Here is a 17,692-nt window from a genome sequence, read left to right as displayed (position 1 = left end):
CTCGGTCTATTACGCGTCGTGTTTTCGCTTGACGATTTAAGTTAAATCAGAACGGCGGCGAATTGCCGCATTGGGCGATAATAACGCGTATAATAGGCGAATCATGCTGTTACAGAATAAAGAGAAGGAGAGTTTATGTCGCACCTGGAGGAAGTGAGCGCTCGCGTGGATGCCGCCATTGAAGAGAGCGTTATTGCCCATATGAATGAATTACTGATCGCCCTGAGCGATGATACTGAATTAAGCCGGGAAGATCGTTATGCGCAGCAACAGCGTTTACGCACGGCGATTGCACATCATGGCAGGCAACATAAAGAAGACCGGGATGCGCGCCGCGAGCAGTTCACTAAAGGCGGCACGATCCTGTAAATCATCAACATTGGCGCTGCAATATAGCGTCAGGGACGGGGTTAACAGCCCCCGTCCGGTGCAGCGCGCTTATCAAGCTGGAGCTGCATGAAGGTGAGATCCAGCCAGCGACCAAACTTCACGCCGACCTGCGGCATTTGCGCTGTGGCGGTAAACCCCAGCGACTGGTGCAAGCGTATTGAAGCCCTATTTTGTGATTCAATACCTGCCACCATCACGTGTTTGCCGCAGAGCCGGGCTTCGTCGATGAGCCGGCTGAGCAGTTTTCGCCCCAGCCCTTTTCCCTGGTGGGCCGGATGGACATAGACTGAATGCTCGACGGTATAGCGAAAACCCTCGAAACTGCGCCAGTCGCCAAACGAGGCATAGCCAGTCACAACACCATCTTCTTCGCTGACCAACACCGGATAACCCAGCAACTGACGGGCCTCATACCAGGCAAGGCGGTTATCCGTATCAACCGTCTGATCATTCCAGATGGCTGCGGTATGTAATACAGCATGGTTATAGATTTCAGTAATCGCAGCGCAGTCTGTTTTATCAGCAAAGCGAATCGTCATAAGGGTACTCCAGAGAAGGGTCACTATAGCGTTAGAAATACTACTGAAGACGGCATAAATCAACGAATTAGCACAAGGATATGTCTTGGGTGTGAGACAGCCAACGAGGCGCCGGGAATAATACCTGACATGCACAGAAGCGGGAAAACCATCCCTGTATCTGAGCAAGTTTACCTCATCCGGGCGGCTAATGTTCGACTACTATTAATGGATTATTCCAGGCATGAGGAGAACATAATGGAGCAACACGCACACCGAAATCGTCGTTGGGTTCTGGCTTCGCGTCCCCACGGCGCGCCCCAGATGGATAACTTCCGCCTCGAGGAAGATGAGGTCGCGACGCCCGGTGAAGGACAGGTGCTATTACGTACCGTTTTTTTATCGCTCGACCCCTATATGCGTGGTCGCATGAGCGATGAACCGTCCTATGCGCCGCCCATCGAGCCTGGCTGTGTCATGGTTGGTGGCACGATTAGCCGCGTTGTCGCATCGAACCATCCTGATTATCGGCCGGGTGATTGGGTGCTGAGTGACAATGGCTGGCAGGATTACGACATTTCCGATGGCAAGGGATTGGTAAAACTGGGCGATAATCCGGAACATCCATCCTGGTCACTGGGGATATTAGGGATGCCGGGATTTACCGCTTATATGGGCCTGCTGGATATCGGTCAGCCGAAAGCGGGGGAAACACTGGTAGTCGCTGCGGCTACCGGCCCCGTAGGCGCAACGGTAGGACAAATTGGCAAGCTGAAGGGCTGTCGGGTTGTTGGCGTTGCCGGCGGCGCGGAAAAATGCCGTCACGCAACGGAAGTATTGGGATTTGATCTGTGCCTTGATCATCACGCCGGTGATTTTTCGCAACAGCTTGCTCAGGCCTGCCCACAGGGAATTGATATCTATTATGAGAATGTCGGCGGTAAAGTCTTTGATGCTGTATTGCCGCTACTCAACACCTCGGCGCGAATTCCGCTTTGCGGTCTGGTCAGCGGCTATAATGCAACGACGCTACCGGACGGCCCGGACAGGCTGCCTCTGTTGATGGCGACATTACTCAAAAAGCGAATCCGTTTGCAGGGTTTTATTATCGACCAGGATTATGGCCACCGGATACATGAATTTCGGCAAGACATGGAGCGTTGGATCAAAGAAGGGAAAATTCACTATCGTGAACAGATTACCGATGGGCTGGAAAATGCGCCTGACGCATTTATAGGGCTGCTGGAGGGGAAGAACTTTGGCAAAGTCGTGATACGCTTAGCGGAAGAGGCGTAAACAAAAAATGGCGGCATAATGTCGCCATAAAATGGGCAAAATTTAAAATTCAGGCTTTACTTATATTCGTCATTCAGATCAGAGTGAGTGGGTATCTGTTTTGGCTATTGATTTCGCGTTCGGCCTGAACCCGTCGATGTGTTAAGGAATGATGAGGATTAACCTTTGCCATAAAGAAACCTGTGGTGTTGTAAAATATGAGAAAATCACGCACGTAAATTATCACTTTTATTTATTTGGTCGCTCAGGTCTGGATTATTTTTTTACAATTAAGTTCCGGAGCTTCTTCGGGACTCAATTGCGAGGTTGTTCTGTCAAGAGGTGAAGGAAGGAAAATGCCGGGTACGGAAAAAACACAACATATAAGCCTGACCACACAGGTTGAAAATGGGTTAAAGCATCAATTGTCAATCGGCGCATTAAAGCCAGGCGCAAGGCTTATCACTAAAAATATTGCACAGGAACTGGGAATAAGTATTACACCGGTTCGTGAGGCATTGCTAAGGCTGGTCTCTTCCAACGCGCTTGCCGTCGCACCGGCGCAAGCATTTATGGTGCCTGAACTCTCGCTGGAAAGGCTGGTGGAGATCAATACAATTCGAACCTCTCTGGAAGAGATGGCCGTGGAGGCTGCGGCTGGTGCGATCACACCTGAACGCGAACAGCACCTGAATATGCTCCTGGATAAATTTGCCCAAGCGCTGGAAAGCGGTGCGATGGAGGATATTCTTCTGGCCAACCGTGCCTTTCGGTTTACGATCTATCAATATGCGAATATGCCAACCCTGTGTGGCATGATTGAGCAATTATGGGTACGCCTGGGACCGAGTCTACATTTTTTATATGAAGACTTTAAGCTGGATGGTTTTCAAAACGGCGTTGAACTGTACAGAAAATTGCTGAGTGCTTTAGTGACTGGTGATAAAAAAGTCAGTCGTCACTGTTTACAGGACGTTTTGCAAAACAACATCGCAGCAATTAAACATCAATACTTAGGAGAGATATAACGTAAATTTAGCGGGGGTTTCCCCCGCTATTGCTGTCGGTTTATTCAAACCGCCATGCCAGATTAATCCCTACGCCATAGTTACGACCTGGTGCTGGTTCATAATATCGTCCATTGGACTCATTAACGATAACCGAACCGATATATTCTTTATCAAACAAATTATCGACCCGTCCAAAAACATCCACAGTAAGCTGTCTGTAATTAAATTTATAACCTGTATTCAGACCAACAACGGTATAAGAAGGAGCTTTCGCCGTATTTTCATCATCGGCCATGATATCACCCATATACCGAATGTCGGCACCGGCATACCATCCCTCATCCGGGACAAAACCTAATGAGGCAAACCCCATATTACGGGCGATGCCGGGCATTCGGTTTCCATTGCAATTCTGGCCCTGACATACATTGCTGCGATAGGTTGCATCCAGCCAGGTCCAGGACGCTTTCATCCGCCAGTCGCCAGCAAAGCGCTGGTCCAAAGCGAGCTCCGCCCCCTGGCGGCGAGTTTTGCCCGCGTTTTTGTAAGTAGTGCGTCCCCCCATACTGCTGGCGACAACAATTTCATCATCGGTATCGGTTTGAAATAACGCAGCAGTCAATAAACCATTACCCATGCGCGTTTTACTACCGACTTCAACCGTATCGTTAGTAGAGGGTTTCAGGTCGAAGTTGAACCCACTTTGACCATCGGCACGATAGGAAAGCTCATTGATGGTGGGGGTCTCAAACCCACGTCCGGCGGCAAGGTAGAGATTCCAGGCGTCAGTTAATGCATATTTTAGCGATCCGGCCGGCAGCCATTGATGATAACTGGCGTCGCCGCTGTCATCGCCGTTGCCAGGCATGATGTAGTGATCGTTAGAGTCGAACCAGACGGAACTATAGCGTACGCCAGCATCCAGCGAGAGTTTTTGCGTAAGCTGCCATTGGGTTTGCAGATAAGGATCGACGTTCCACATCAGGTTGCGTTCATCCCGCCGTAAATCGCCTTTATGCCCAAACTCGGGGTCACCGTCATTAAAACGAAAGTTGTTGTAACCTTTACGGTTTTCGCTCATATTTTCATAGTTTAATCCGGTTGTGAAAGTGACCGGTACGCCTAATTCTCCACGGTGAGTCCAGCGAGAATCGATACCCTGATAATGGCGTTGCAGGGAGATTACTCCGCCAGCCTGGGCCGGTTTTAGCTGCGCCACCATGGGAATGGACTGGTATTGCGTCGTCTCCCGTTCTCCGGCATAGGCCATCACGCTGATATCATCCTGCGTGCTGAGCTGGCGTTCATAACGCAACCCTGCCTGGGTTTGTTTGATCGTTTTGCGTGTATTGTACTGTTCAGCACGCGGCGCCTGTTGTGGATCGGCTTTCCATTCCGATTCGGTAAGACCGCCAGGATCGTCCGCTTTAATATCTACACTATTAAAAATCAAGGAGAGTTTACTGGCATCATCCAGGCGCACACCGAGTTTGGCGTTAGCCAGATTTTTTCGCGCGCCGCTGTGATCGCGGTAGCCATGGGTAGTGAAACGGGTCGTCGATACCGTGTAATCCACGTCACCGGGCTGAGTGCCGTCACCTACAGCGCCCGTTGCTTTTAGCCCATAGCGCCAGCTTCCATAACTGCCGTAATAGCTGCTGGCCTCAATGGTGGGCGGCTGTTGTCCGGTTTCCGTGGTGACATTTATCACGCCGCCAGAAGCATTGCCATAAAGCGCCGAGAAGGGGCCGCGCAGCACTTCAACGTTTTGTATGCTGTTGATATCAATATTCGAAATTTGTCCTTGTCCATCCGGCATAGTGGCGGGGATGCCATCAACGTACAGACGGATGCCCCGCACGCCAAAGGCGGAACGCGAGCCAAATCCGCGTATAGAGATTTGCAGATCCTGCGCGTAGTTCTGGCGGTTTTGCACCTGTAATCCCGGAACGCTGGTCAGAGATTCAGATAAATTGACGCGCGGCGTCGCCAGACGCATATCGTCTCCTTCAATGACGCTAACAGCAGCAGGCGTATCCAGTTCGGATACGGTCTGCGGCGTTGCGCTGACAATCATCGTTTGTTCATCGGGCGTACTGGCGGCCTGAAGCAACGGGGAGAACGTCAAGGGAAACAAGAGGGCGGGACAAAGTCGCTGACTAACGGAAGTTATTTTCATGAAAATGTCGGTAACTGTAAGCGTCTCAATGGAAAAGGTGTCATTAAGGGTAGTCAATAGGTAAAGTTTTGAAATTTTAATCGCACATTTAGTTAAGAAAATGTGCGGTATTTAAGGGCACCTCCCACCGTGAACAAGTAAAAGCTCCACTTTCCGATAAATAATGATTATTATTCTCAACTTATAACAAGGGCGGAACCAGGATTCCGCCCAATGAAGCCGTGTGAAGCAGCTATAAACGTTCATCAAAGGGAGTCGTCATGCATTTACGTCATCTTTTTTCGCCACGCCTGCGTGGTTCGCTACTGTTAGGTTCACTCCTCGTCGCATCTTCATTTAACACGCTGGCGGCAGAAGAAATGCTGCGTAAAGCAGTGGGTAAAGGCGCTTATGAGATGGCTTATAGCCAACAGGAAAACGCGCTATGGTTAGCGACGTCACAAAGCCGTAAACTGGATAAAGGTGGCGTGGTTTATCGGCTCGATCCAGTAACGCTGGACGTCACGCAAGCGATTCATAACGATCTCAAGCCGTTCGGCGCCACGATCAATACCGCGACCCAAACGTTGTGGTTCGGCAATACGGTCAACAGCGCCGTGACCGCGATTGACGCCAAAACCGGCGATGTGAAGGGCCGCCTGGTGCTTGATGCGCGCAAACGTACTGATGAGGTTCGCCCGTTACAGCCCCGTGAGCTGGTTGCCGATGCGTCTACCAACACGATCTACATTAGCGGTGTTGGTAAAGAGAGTGCTATTTGGGTAGTGGATGGCGAAACCATCAAACTGAAAACGACGATCGAAAATACCGGCAAAATGAGTACGGGTCTGGCGCTCGACAGTAAAGCGCAACGCCTGTACACCACCAATGCGGATGGTGAATTTATCACCATTGATACTGCCAGTAATAAAATTCTCAGCCGTAAAACGTTGCTGAATGATGGTAAAGAACATTTCTTTATTAACCTGAGCCTTGATATCGCAGGCCATCGCGCGTTCATTACCGACTCGAAAGCAGCAGAAGTTCTGGTTGTCGATACCCGCAATGGCAATATTCTGGCCAGGGTGGCTGCGCCAGAGTCTTTGGCCGTTCTGTTTAACCCAACGCGTAACGAGGCCTACGTCACTCATCGTCAGGCAGGGCAGGTTAGCGTCATTGATGCAACGTCCTATAAAGTCGTTAAAACGTTCGACACGCCGACTTACCCGAACAGCCTGGCCCTGTCGGCAGACGGTAAAACGCTCTATGTCAGCGTGAAACAGAAATCGACGCGTGAACAGGAAGCGACCCAACCGGATGATGTTATCCGCATTACTCTGTAAACCAACATGGAGGGGACATCCCCTCCAGTCATCTCTTTAAACGCGCCGATACGCCTCGTTACACCCCGCCGATAGCCTGATGGTTCTGTGACAATTACACTGCCTTTTGCTGTCGTTAACTCATTATATTCACGAGGAAAATATGAAGAAGTTATTTATATGCTCAGGTTTGGGCATAATGTTTTTTATGCTTGCGGGGTGTACAACCAACTATGTCATGACGACCAAAAGCGGGCAAACCATTGTCACGCAGGGCAAGCCGCAGTTGGATAAAGAGACGGGCATGACCAGTTATACCGATCAGGATGGCAATCAGCGAGAAATTAACAGCAATGATGTGTCACAGTTGATTGAGGCAGATTAACCGGTGAGCGCGGGCAATGCGCATTAATAACCCCGGCAAGCCTGGCGCTGCCGGGGAGGAATAACGTCAGGTCGCGGCCTCTTCTTTTAAGACTACACGCTCTATACTCTCCGCCGGAGCCGCAGTGGCTGGCGCAGTGCGATGGATTTCCTCCACGCGACGGCGCACGCCAAACCAGCCGGCGACCAGCAGAATGGCGATTAGCGGCAGCGAGGCGATCGTGTATGTTCCATTCGGATAGTCAAACGCCATGAGAACCAGCACGCTTAACAGGAACAGCAGTGTCAACCACGAGGTAAAGGGCGCAAAGGGCAGTTTAAAACTGACGTCTGCGGCTTTGCCTTCTTTTATTGCCTGGCGTAAACGCATCTGGCATACCATGATAAACGCCCACGAGGCGATAATGCCGAGTGAGGCAAAATTCAGGACGATTTCGAATACACGGGAGGGCACCAGATAATTGAGGAATACGCCAACAACATAAACGACCAACGTCGCCAGAATACCCGCATAAGGTACATGCTGACGGCTCATTTTCGCCATGAATTTCGGCGCGGAACCCCCCATCGACATCGAGCGTAAGATTCGGCCCGTACAATAAAGCCCGGAATTCAGACTGGATAGCGCGGCAGTCAATACCACGATATTCATGATACTGCCGATGTAAGGCACGCCAAGTTTAGAAAAGAAGGTGACGAACGGGCTTTGCCCCGCCTGGTAGGCATTCCACGGTAGCAGCAGCACCAGCAATACAACCGATCCCACATAGAAGAGACCGATACGCCAAATCACGCTATTGATGGCTTTTGGCACCATTGTCTGCGGATCTTTGCACTCGCCGGCGGCAGTACCAACCAGCTCAATTGAAGCAAAGGCGAACACCACGCCCTGAATCAGTACCAGCGCGGGCAACAGGCCATGCGGAAAAAATCCACCATTATCAGTAATCAGATGGAATCCGGTGGTATTGCCATCAAGCGGCTGACCGGTTCCGAGGAAAATTGTGCCTACGACCAGGAAGATAACGATCGCCAGCACTTTCACCAGCGCGAACCAGAACTCCATTTCGGCAAACCACTTTACGCCGATCATATTCATCGTACCCACAATAGCTAACGCACCGAGCGCAAATACCCACTGCGGAACGTCGCCAAATGCGCCCCAGTAATGCATATATAACGCCACGGCGGTGATATCGACGATCCCGGTCATCGCCCAGTTAATAAAGTACATCCAGCCCGCGACATAGGCCGCTTTTTCACCCAAAAATTCACGGGCATACGAAACGAAGCTCCCGCTGGAGGGGCGATGCAATACCAGTTCGCCGAGCGCGCGCAAAATGAAAAAGGAAAAAAGGCCGCACACCAGATAGACCAGTGCAAGCGCCGGCCCGGCCATTTGCAATCGGGCGCCTGCGCCTAAAAATAATCCGGTACCAATCGCGCCGCCGATAGCAATCATCTGGACTTGACGATTCCCCATCGCTTTGTGATAGCCCTCTTCATGGGCGTTCAGCCAGCGTCGTTTCGCCGCATGTTGCTCTGCGGCGTGCGTAGTATGTGTTTTCATTATGTTACCTGTTATGGCCTGTCTGACAAAAAAATCCCTTATGCCGCGAAGGCGACTAAACAATCGATTGCCTGCAATGGCGAATACGGTTTTTCCCTTATTCTGTATGACAGGGTAAAACCGCCGGCGGAGCATCCTACCTGCAATTGTTAAATGACGCAAAATATACGAGAAAGATAAAATAAGAATGTCGAGTTTATTTGTGTGGTCAGATGTGGCGCGGTGTGGTCACCATTCAGTCATTAATGATTAACCTTACTGGCATCGCACGATACTTTACCCTCGAAAGATACTGCCTGATGGCTGGACATTATTTGAAAGTTTACTCCGCAGACAGAACTCACAATAAAGTAAAAAATAACTAACAAAGGAGTAACATCATGCCAATGACATCAGCAGGAACCTATGCCCGGGTACTTAAAGCAGAAACGAACCTATCTCATGCAGCGGGGAACTATGAAAATAAACTGGCGACAAAATTGGCAAAGGGTATTGTAGGCGTATTCACGCTCGGAATTGGCTATGGCATCATTCGCTTAGTTGAGCATTATTGTAATGTTCGACCTAAAGTGGCTGAGTATTGTGCTAATGCAGAGGGGATTCATGCCAGCCTTATGGCAGCGTCTGCGCTACATAAAAAATCGGTTGAATGTCATCTTCAAAGTGGTGGTATCTTGAGACTGGAAGAAATTGCTGCTGGTCCAGACGGTGAGCCAGCAGTCAGAATATCCGATAATCATCACACAGAAGTGGTTCCCGGAACTTTCAGAGAATTTTGTCTAAAGCTGGAACAAGAATTTGAAACGGCGCCAGCATTATATGCTCTTGGCGATGGATATCAGACGCTGGCAGATTTTTCACAACTGGGCATCATTAAAATGGCTCCGGTTATAAATGGGCCGGACCCGCAACTCTATGGCGAGAGTTTATATGTTAGCAGTATGTATGATTTGCATGCGCTACTGAGCCAGGCTGCAGCCGAAGGTCAAACCACCGTGAGGATAACGTTACGCGAAGAAGCAGGCGATGAGTTCCCGCTTGAACTTATAGAATATCAGGCGGATGAGGAGAGCGGGCAAAGTATGGTGTTACTCACCAACGAGGCAACACACGAAGACATCATCGTGGACGGACGTCTGGTCACGCTTTGTGAGGAATTAGAATCAATATTCACTGTTCTTGACCCCAATAAAGCGGTTAAAACTCTGGATGAGAGAATCGCTGATGTTGCCCGAGGCGCTATCGCATCAGGTGTTGCTGCTGACACCCGCTCTGTATCATCAACGACTCCGCTGGTATAAGCCTCATCTCGCTGAGCCACGCGTTAAAATATTTAACACGCCGCTATTTTTGCGGCGTGTCGCGGGAAAACGATCAGAACCAGATTTCCGTTTGTACGCCAAAATTCCACGTGCCTCCAGCGCTAAATCCCTCGCTGCCGAAATCATCGTTTGTCGCATACCGATCCAACGCTTTATCCCAGTTCATCCAGGTGGCAAAGAAACGGATCTCCGGTCGCGCTTTGATATCAAAAACATTACCGACCTTAAACGTTGGCGCGAAGGTCAATTTATAGAAACTGCCTTTCACGTTCTGATATGTATTCAACGAACCGTTATCACGATAAGTTCTGCCATTGGCGTTCAGATCCATATATTGCCAGGAAGCTTCATAGAGCAGAGCAAAATGTTGTGTAATCGCCTGCGAAGCACGAAGGTTAAAGGTGGCCCAGTCGTAACGATCGCCATTGCGATAGCGGTCCTCACTGTGCTGGGCAATCACCGAAGGAGCCAATTCCCAGTTTTTCGCAATCGGAACAATACCATACGATGCAAACCGTAAAGACAGGGCATCTTCAGTAAGATCGCCATCGCTACCGGGTTGTCTGGTTTCAGCGCCTAAACCACCGCCGAACTGCAGTGCCGTTTCCGACACGCCCCGGGTAATACCATAGAAGCGCGCTTTATCGTGATACGCCAGCATGGCGTAATAACCATTCTTCGCCGTATTGTCACTACGCAAGGCGTAACTACCGGTAGTGGACGTAGTGTCTTTGAGACGATCATTACCCTGTGCGGTCATCCCGGTTAGCATTAATTGCCAGTTATGATAAAAATGGTTAGCGGTAAACATCACATTCTGAATATCATTATCTTCATAATGATCGCTGCCCAGATCGCCAAAATTACGGCCATATACGGAATAATCTCCACGTAGAGTAGTACTCCATTGCACATCGTTAATGCCACCGCCAGTCCCCCCAAGGAACATAATGTCACTGTCGGTAAAATGTATATCAAAATTATCCCGATCGAATCGTTTTCCTGCCCATAGTGAGGCGTTCTTAAACGGCCCGGTAAAATCAGCAAGATTCCCCATTTCGACATAGAGTTGACGTATATTGATATGATGACTGTCATTATCCTGGACCCAAGGGTCGGGATTATTCGCACCATCGGCAATCATGGTTTTAAAATGTGCCCACGCCCCATCGTCGAAAGTCATTTTTTTCCCCAGACTTAACTCCAGATAATTATCTTTTTCATTGCCTAAGCGGCCAACATGTGCATCGCCGTTTAACGAACTGGCGGGCGAAACACCGGGGCCGCCGCGTCCTCCTTTACCATGATTATTAATCAGCAAACCGGAACGGGCGTAGGCGTTAAATTCAAATCCTTCCAGCGGCGACGTTTTTGCCAGTTGAGCGGTGACTTTTTTATCCGTTTCCTGCATTTTTCTTTCGCTGTCGGTGGCTCGTGCAGTCAGTTGCTTCATCTGTTGTTCCGCAAGGGTTGCCCGCGTTTCGGCGCGCTGCGTTCGCTGTTCAGCCTGGTACGCCCGTACCCTGGCTTCTCGCGCCTCGCGTTCAGCGTTATTCACTTTCGCTTCTAAAATCGCCAGCCTTTGTTCAATCGTCAGGCTGGCGCCCTGAACACTGTTTACGCTAAAAAGCGCGCAACACACCACTGCGCTTATCACAGAGATACGCATAGAATATTTCCTTATATTGAGTCGGAGATTATTATTTTTTTATAACGCGGACGATTTGATATCCGTTATTTTTTTCTGTTTTGCCGGCGTCAAGATCGGCGCGTATTTTTTCATAGTCATCATCGAGACGATAATAACGACCTATCCATACCATTGAGGCTATAATTAAAACCACAGGAATATAAAGATAACAGGCTTTGATCGCTAACAAGGCTGTTGCTGTTTGCGTTTGGTTTGCAACATAGCCACCAGTAGTAAGCAGCAAACCGGTAATAGCACCCGCGCCCGCCATGGCTACCTTTCCCAAAAAACCGTTAATCGAGGTTAAAATTCCGGCAGTATTAATACCCGTTTTCCAGACGCCATAATCGACAGGGTCAGCCTGCATTGAGAAATAGATCGCCGTTCGCTGACCGGCGCCCAGCGACATCACAATAGCCCCTGTAATCAGACCGAGAGTCTGCATGTCGGAGACCATCATCATTCCCATGCCAATAAGGTTAATGGCGCTGGCGACCAGATAGACATAGCGTTTTTTCATTCGGACAGCCAGCAGTGGAACCGTCAGGGTACCCATCAGCGGAACAAAGGTGGAGATGCCGGCGACGACAGCCGTTAATTCTGCATTGCCGACATAATAGTGGAAAAAATAGACCAGCGAGCCCGTCTGGAAGAAAAAAGCGCCCCACATTAAAAAGATATTAATCGCAAAAACGAGCCACGGCTGGTTTTGTTTTAATCCTGACCATGCCCGTTTTAAGGTCATACGCTCCTGGGTAATCGTGATCTTTTCCTCCACGTTGCGAAAACTTAGTAGTAAAAAGAAAATCGCGATGACGCCAAAAATCGTTGCGGTATAAAAAAATCCCTGCGCCTGATTCCCTTTACCCAGTGCGGCAACCAGCGGTAGCGTGGCGACGGCGACAATGGTTGACCCCAATGAGCCTAATAAAATGCGCACCGAGGAGAGCATAGTACGTTCTCGGGAGTCGCTGGTAATAAAGGGGAGCATCGCACAAAAGGGGATATTCACGAGGGTATATAAAAATGACAGGCACAAATACGTTAAAAACGCATACATTAATTTCCCGGTAATGCCCAATTCCGGGACATAGAAGGCCAGAATACACAGCACGCCAAAAGGCACGGCGCCAATCAGCAACCAGGGCCGACAACGTCCCCAGCGAGTGGCTGTATTATCAATCACCAGCCCCATTAAGACATCCGCCACACCATCAACCAGGCGAGTGACCAGGAACATAATACCGACATAATAAGCGGGAAGTCCCATTACATCGGTATAGAAAAACATTAAATATAAGGAAATTAATTGCCAGATCAAATTACAGGAAAGATCGGCGATGCCGTAGCCCAGTCGCTGTCGCCATACAGTAAAAGTTATCTCAGCCATAAATCGCTCGCTTTTTATTGTGATTAAAGTCCGAACTGGCGAATAAACCAGGCCGGGGTACAACTCCACGCATGGCAATAGCTGTTAATTAACGTACTGCCATACGGGGAATAATCAGGATGTGCCGGGTCGAAGATCTCCCAGAAAGTGTCTGCGCCGTGGTGGATCATCGCGCCCCAATAATTTTTAATTTCCGTCGTCGCTTCTTCGCGTAATCCCACATGGAGCAGCGCGGCGATAAAATGGTGGCGCATATAGGGGGTGTTCATTGCGATTTTCGGTGGATGGCGGAGCAGTTTTTTCATTACGGCGACCTGATGTTCTGGCGTCCCCACATCAGCCAGGACGAGCCAGATTTGTGACGCGCAGGAGATTTGTCTGCCAGCACCGCTGGTATAAAAGCCGTCCTGTTTGCTCCAGAATTCATGCAGCGCCGCGTTTTTTAGCGCATTCAGCGACGGTTTCAATAAGGTAAGGCAATCCGGCTCACACCGTTGCGCCAGCCAGATAGCGCGTTGCAGACAGTAAATCAGAACGCCTTGCGACGCGGCCTGTTTATTTAACGCATCGTTCCAGTCGATAAATGACCACCAGTCGTCGCTATCACGCACGATATGGCGCATATCGCAGCGTTCAAGCGCCAGGTCGACCTGCCTTTTGGCGACTGGCCATAGTGCGTTCAGGGTCTCGACATCGTTTGTGCTTTGTATATATTGATAAAGCACATCAACAAAAAATAATGAATAATCAAAAAGAAAGGTATCATCCGCAATCACATCCGGTTGGACAAAGATATTAGCTGACACCATTCCGTCTTCACGTGTGTTGCCAGCAAAAAGATACAGGCAGCGTTGTACCAGCGCATGATGGCGAAAGGTGACGTCGTTCACCAGCGCCTGAAGACGAAGATCGCCCAACCAGAGACGGCGATCACGCTTCGGACCGTCTTCAAAAACATCCTGCATACAGTTGCGTAGTGTCAGTACCGAGACATCATCAATCTTCCGCAATAACGGATCGTCAGTCACAGAAGGCGGGCATCCCGGCGGGGCAGAGGTGACGGCCATGAGTGTGATATCGTCGAACTGTAAATGAAACTTGCGTGATACCGCCTTAACATCAATTTTCAGATATCTGAAGCAATAACGGCGCGGTAATTGAACGTGCGCAGGCAAAACATCAAGATAGAGGTGCTGCTGTTGCAGCCAGCTACTACACAGCCAGCCCTGATAATTGCTGAAAGGTTCCGCGACTTCGCCCAACGTTTCGCCAAATGTCAGTGCAAGGTGAGCTGGCGCGTCCGGCGGACTGCCTACTGCGCGACAGGTAAAACTGAGATAACCCACACAGTGGGTGCCAAAATCCAGAATCAGCGAGTCGCCCGTATCCAGGGCCTGTGCATATACAGCCTCGAGATTACCGCATGGTGTTGCCTGCCAGTGATGCGGTGTGCCGGTTATCTGAATTTTTCCTGTTGGTGTGACAACGTGTGAATAAAGATGGGGTTTTAATGTGTTGGCTCGCGCCAGGAATAAGGGGTGGCGGGTCATTGCGATAGCCGGGTGCTGCTGTATTGCCTGAGACATACTGCGTCCTCTCTACGTTTGATGAGGGCAGTATGCGAAGAAAACGGCTAAACCAGCCACTTCAGGATTGCCAATCTGTTGCGCTGTCTGGCACTGATAATGAGGTCCACTTGTGTACGATCACAAATTAAAAAACAACACTCGTGATGCGCCAGCGAATGTTTTATGTTTCTTCACGTTGAACTACGGGCCGGATAAAAAAGATGAACTTGTTGACCGTTGACTATTACTTTCCTTCTGTAAATCATAAGCTGGCGCTTTATTCCAGCGATCCGGAGGACAATAGTAGCGAACATTGCCATGAGTTTGATGAGTTAGTGATTGTTGAAGAAGGACATGGGTTACACGTGATTAATGATAATCCGTTATATATTCAGCAGGGCGATATTTTTTACGTTCAGGCGGAAGATCACCATTTTTATGACGAGTTAGGGACGCTGAAATTAATCAATGTGTTAATTAATCCACATAAGACATTTCATTATTTGCAGGAAATCGAACCGCTACTACGACCATTTTGTGCTCGCGAGGCCGCCTGTTACGGCTGGCTATCACCGGATACAAGAATGCAATGCCGTTCACTTATTGAAAAAATCTTCTCGTTACCGTTTGCTGATGACGATAAATGCGCCTTACGGGAAGCGTCTTTTTTTCAATTGGTCACGACTATTCTGCACGCGCAAACGGAAACGGAATACAACAATACCCGTTATAAATTACATAAGTTACTCACTTATCTGCAAGAAAACTGTTTTCAGGAACATGACTGGCATCAGTTGGCGTCGCGGTTTCATCTCACCCCGCGCACCACATTTCGCCATATTAAAGAGGCTACCGGCTTAACTCCGGATAGTTATCTGAAACGTCTGCGTCTGGTTTCCGCCCGCGTAAAATTACGCGAGACAGATATGTCAATCACCGGGATCGCTTATATGTGCGGATTCAGCAACAGTAACCATTTTACGACGCTGTATAAGAAAGTATTCGGTATTACGCCCAGCGATGAGCGTCGGCGTACATAAATAGTTATAAGTAAGAGGAGCACCATTTAGACACGCTTCCCGGGTGACTAAACCGTCGCTAAAACAGCAGGGTAGATGGTGGTTTGTAGTATTTTTTTTCAAAAATATCATAACGATATTCCACCGATGGGATATCCTGTTGCGCAGAGATATCTGCGTCAGCCTGTGTGCTGAATGCAAGCATTAACGTTAATGGAAGCCCCAGATGACCTCTTTTCTACATGCTTATTTTACACGGTTAAATAGTCCTGCATTGATGAGTCCTACCCTTGATACGCTCAGCGCGCTTCACTTAGCGCATAACTGCGCAATTCCTTTTGAAAATCTGGATGTGCTACTTCCTCGAGAGATTCAGCTTGATGAGTCGGCGTTAGAAGAGAAATTGCTGCATGCCCGGCGCGGTGGGTATTGTTTTGAGCAGAATGGCCTGTTTGAACGTGCGTTGCGTGAAATCGGTTTTAACGTCCGGAGCTTATTAGGGCGTGTGATCCTGACGCATCCCTCCCATTTACCGCCGCGTACGCACCGTTTATTGCTGGTTGATGTTGAAGGAGAACGGTGGATAGCAGACGTCGGTTTTGGCGGGCAGACGTTAACCGCACCGATTCGTTTGCAGGCTGAAATTGCACAGCAGACACCACATGGTGAGTACCGCCTGGCGCAGGAGGGAGAAGCATGGATTTTACACTTCCGCCACCATGAACACTGGCAACCAATGTACTGTTTTGATCTGGGGACACAACAACAGAGCGACCACGTGATGGGGAATTTCTGGTCGGCTCACTGGCCGCAATCACATTTTCGCCATCATTTATTGATGTGCCGCCATTTACCTGACGGCGGGAAGCTGACGTTAACGAACTTCCACTTTACGCATTATCAACAGGGGCGAGCAGTGGAACAGCTTCACTTACCGGATGTGTCATCGCTTTATTCGCTGCTACAGCAACGGTTTAATTTAGGGGTAGATGATACAAAGCACGGCTTTACCGAGCCGGAACTGGCTGCGGTAATGGCCGCATTCGATACCCATCCTGAGGCGGGGAAATAATATTTTGCCGACAAAAGGGATGAAACCAGGTACAGATTAAAAGCTAATGGCCCATTCGGCATGAAACAAGATAACGGCTTTGCCGGATATCGTGACGTTTTTTGGTTGGTTATCGTGAATGGTGACAGTCACATCAACAACACCGTCTCTTCCCAATGCACGTCCCTGATGGCCTTTAATCTGTAGTGATTTACCGTCATGCGCCATCAGATTATGGTGGACTAGCCAGGCCCCCATCGGCCCATTTGCATTCCCTGTTACCGGATCTTCTACAATTCCGATTGCCGGAGAAAACATCCTTCCATCCGTTTCGCTTTTTCCTGGACGAACCTGGAAAGGGAAAAAGCCATTGCAGCCAATTTGTTGCCCAATGGCCGTTAATGCAGCCAGATCCGGGGAAAGGGCATCGATATCGACGTCTGGTTTGAGCAGAATCATCACTTTGCCATGTCCGGTTGAGACCACCTGAATTGGCGCTGCCGGCACCAGATCATCTTCAGTAAGATTCAGCGCAGCAATGATGGCGGCCCTAATTTCGCCGACAAGCGGTGGTTCAAAACAGGGACGGCCTTGCTCCAGCGTGATGCGATAGTCGTTATTTTCGGCATGAATTTCAACACGATGGCGACCTGCTAACGATGTCTGCCAGACGGTAGTGTTCCCCAATCCCAGTACGGTTGCCCGAACATAATGCGCGGCTATAGTGGCATGGCCGCAAATGGGGACTTCTGCCGTTGGTGTAAAGTAGCGTATGCGCACGTCGCTATCTTCGCTTTTTAGCAAAAAGGCGGTTTCCGAATGGCGAAGTTCACGGGCAATCAATTGCATTTGAGCGTCGCTTAGTGTATCCGCATATAAAACAACGCCAGCAGAGTTGCCGCGAAAGGGGGCACAGGTGAAGGCGTCAACATGGTAAATCTGCGGTTTCATGGATGTCCTCCTTTGACTGGAGAATCATCATAGCTTATACGCTGCCGAATGACGACGCCCACGCATTTTTCTTT

The 17,692-nt window shown here is 49.4% G+C and carries 15 protein-coding genes; 8 read left to right on the top strand and 7 right to left on the bottom strand.

Features of this window, described 5'->3' with window-relative positions:
* The first annotated feature begins 135 nt into the window (after positions 1–135).
* Positions 136–369: a YdcY family protein gene (locus SBG_RS07340; protein WP_000018723.1), complete on the top strand. Its 234-nt coding sequence runs from the start codon at positions 136–138 to the stop codon at positions 367–369.
* A gap of 41 nt (positions 370–410) precedes the next feature.
* On the opposite strand, the gene mddA is transcribed toward SBG_RS07340, so the two are convergent.
* A complete protein-coding gene (gene mddA, locus SBG_RS07335) occupies positions 411–929 on the bottom strand; it encodes an L-methionine sulfoximine/L-methionine sulfone acetyltransferase (RefSeq protein ID WP_000155379.1) in 519 nt (172 codons plus the stop codon).
* Between the two features lie 237 nt (positions 930–1,166).
* Between mddA and SBG_RS07330 the strand changes: the two genes are divergently transcribed.
* The gene (locus tag SBG_RS07330; protein WP_015702875.1) at positions 1,167–2,204 is read left to right on the top strand and encodes an NADP-dependent oxidoreductase; all 1,038 of its coding nucleotides are present in this window, start codon (positions 1,167–1,169) and stop codon (positions 2,202–2,204) included.
* A 335-nt stretch (positions 2,205–2,539) separates the two neighbouring features.
* Positions 2,540–3,211: a GntR family transcriptional regulator gene (locus tag SBG_RS07325; RefSeq protein WP_001119580.1), complete on the top strand. Its 672-nt coding sequence runs from the start codon at positions 2,540–2,542 to the stop codon at positions 3,209–3,211.
* A gap of 40 nt (positions 3,212–3,251) precedes the next feature.
* On the opposite strand, the gene pqqU is transcribed toward SBG_RS07325, so the two are convergent.
* The gene (pqqU, locus tag SBG_RS07320; RefSeq protein ID WP_000705617.1) at positions 3,252–5,372 is read right to left on the bottom strand and encodes a TonB-dependent receptor PqqU; all 2,121 of its coding nucleotides are present in this window, start codon (positions 5,370–5,372) and stop codon (positions 3,252–3,254) included.
* Between the two features lie 260 nt (positions 5,373–5,632).
* Here pqqU and yncE point away from each other — a divergent pair, with 260 nt between their 5' ends.
* Positions 5,633–6,694 carry a 7-bladed beta-propeller protein YncE gene (gene yncE, locus SBG_RS07315; RefSeq protein ID WP_000550630.1) on the top strand — a complete coding sequence of 354 codons (1,062 nt, stop codon included), beginning with the start codon at positions 5,633–5,635 and terminating at the stop codon, positions 6,692–6,694.
* 142 nt (positions 6,695–6,836) lie between these two features.
* Positions 6,837–7,058, top strand: a complete 222-nt coding sequence (locus SBG_RS07310) for a YgdI/YgdR family lipoprotein (RefSeq protein ID WP_015702874.1) — start codon at positions 6,837–6,839, stop codon at positions 7,056–7,058.
* Between the two features lie 66 nt (positions 7,059–7,124).
* Here the strand turns inward: SBG_RS07310 and ansP are convergent, their stop codons facing one another.
* On the bottom strand, positions 7,125–8,627 hold the full coding sequence (gene ansP, locus SBG_RS07305; RefSeq protein WP_000848150.1) for an L-asparagine permease: 1,503 nt from the start codon (positions 8,625–8,627) through the stop codon (positions 7,125–7,127).
* A 380-nt stretch (positions 8,628–9,007) separates the two neighbouring features.
* Here ansP and SBG_RS21080 point away from each other — a divergent pair, with 380 nt between their 5' ends.
* Positions 9,008–9,928: a hypothetical protein gene (locus tag SBG_RS21080; protein ID WP_001132289.1), complete on the top strand. Its 921-nt coding sequence runs from the start codon at positions 9,008–9,010 to the stop codon at positions 9,926–9,928.
* A gap of 73 nt (positions 9,929–10,001) precedes the next feature.
* On the opposite strand, the gene SBG_RS07295 is transcribed toward SBG_RS21080, so the two are convergent.
* The 3 genes from SBG_RS07295 to SBG_RS07285 are packed head-to-tail and all read right to left on the bottom strand — an operon-like array spanning position 10,002 to position 14,615.
* Positions 10,002–11,618 carry a carbohydrate porin gene (locus tag SBG_RS07295; RefSeq protein WP_001223042.1) on the bottom strand — a complete coding sequence of 539 codons (1,617 nt, stop codon included), beginning with the start codon at positions 11,616–11,618 and terminating at the stop codon, positions 10,002–10,004.
* A gap of 31 nt (positions 11,619–11,649) precedes the next feature.
* Entirely contained in the window at positions 11,650–13,029 is a 1,380-nt protein-coding gene (locus tag SBG_RS07290; protein ID WP_000818128.1) for a glycoside-pentoside-hexuronide (GPH):cation symporter, read from the bottom strand.
* Between the two features lie 23 nt (positions 13,030–13,052).
* Complete coding sequence (locus tag SBG_RS07285) at positions 13,053–14,615, bottom strand: alpha-L-rhamnosidase-related protein (protein ID WP_000075782.1); 1,563 nt, start codon at positions 14,613–14,615, stop codon at positions 13,053–13,055.
* 203 nt (positions 14,616–14,818) lie between these two features.
* Between SBG_RS07285 and SBG_RS07280 the strand changes: the two genes are divergently transcribed.
* On the top strand, positions 14,819–15,637 hold the full coding sequence (locus tag SBG_RS07280) for a helix-turn-helix domain-containing protein (RefSeq protein ID WP_001050941.1): 819 nt from the start codon (positions 14,819–14,821) through the stop codon (positions 15,635–15,637).
* 205 nt (positions 15,638–15,842) lie between these two features.
* Entirely contained in the window at positions 15,843–16,688 is an 846-nt protein-coding gene (nhoA, locus tag SBG_RS07275) for an N-hydroxyarylamine O-acetyltransferase (protein ID WP_000200340.1), read from the top strand.
* A gap of 36 nt (positions 16,689–16,724) precedes the next feature.
* On the opposite strand, the gene SBG_RS07270 is transcribed toward nhoA, so the two are convergent.
* Positions 16,725–17,618 (bottom strand): PhzF family isomerase, encoded by an 894-nt coding sequence (locus tag SBG_RS07270; RefSeq protein ID WP_000804281.1) that lies wholly within the window; start codon positions 17,616–17,618, stop codon positions 16,725–16,727.
* Between the last annotated feature and the right edge of the window lie 74 nt (positions 17,619–17,692).

The sequence above is a fragment of the Salmonella bongori NCTC 12419 genome, assembly GCF_000252995.1.
In the GTDB taxonomy this organism is placed as follows: Bacteria; Pseudomonadota; Gammaproteobacteria; order Enterobacterales; family Enterobacteriaceae; genus Salmonella; species Salmonella bongori.
Note: the sequence above shows the minus strand (reverse complement) of the source record. Positions and strands in the feature narration are given on the sequence as shown.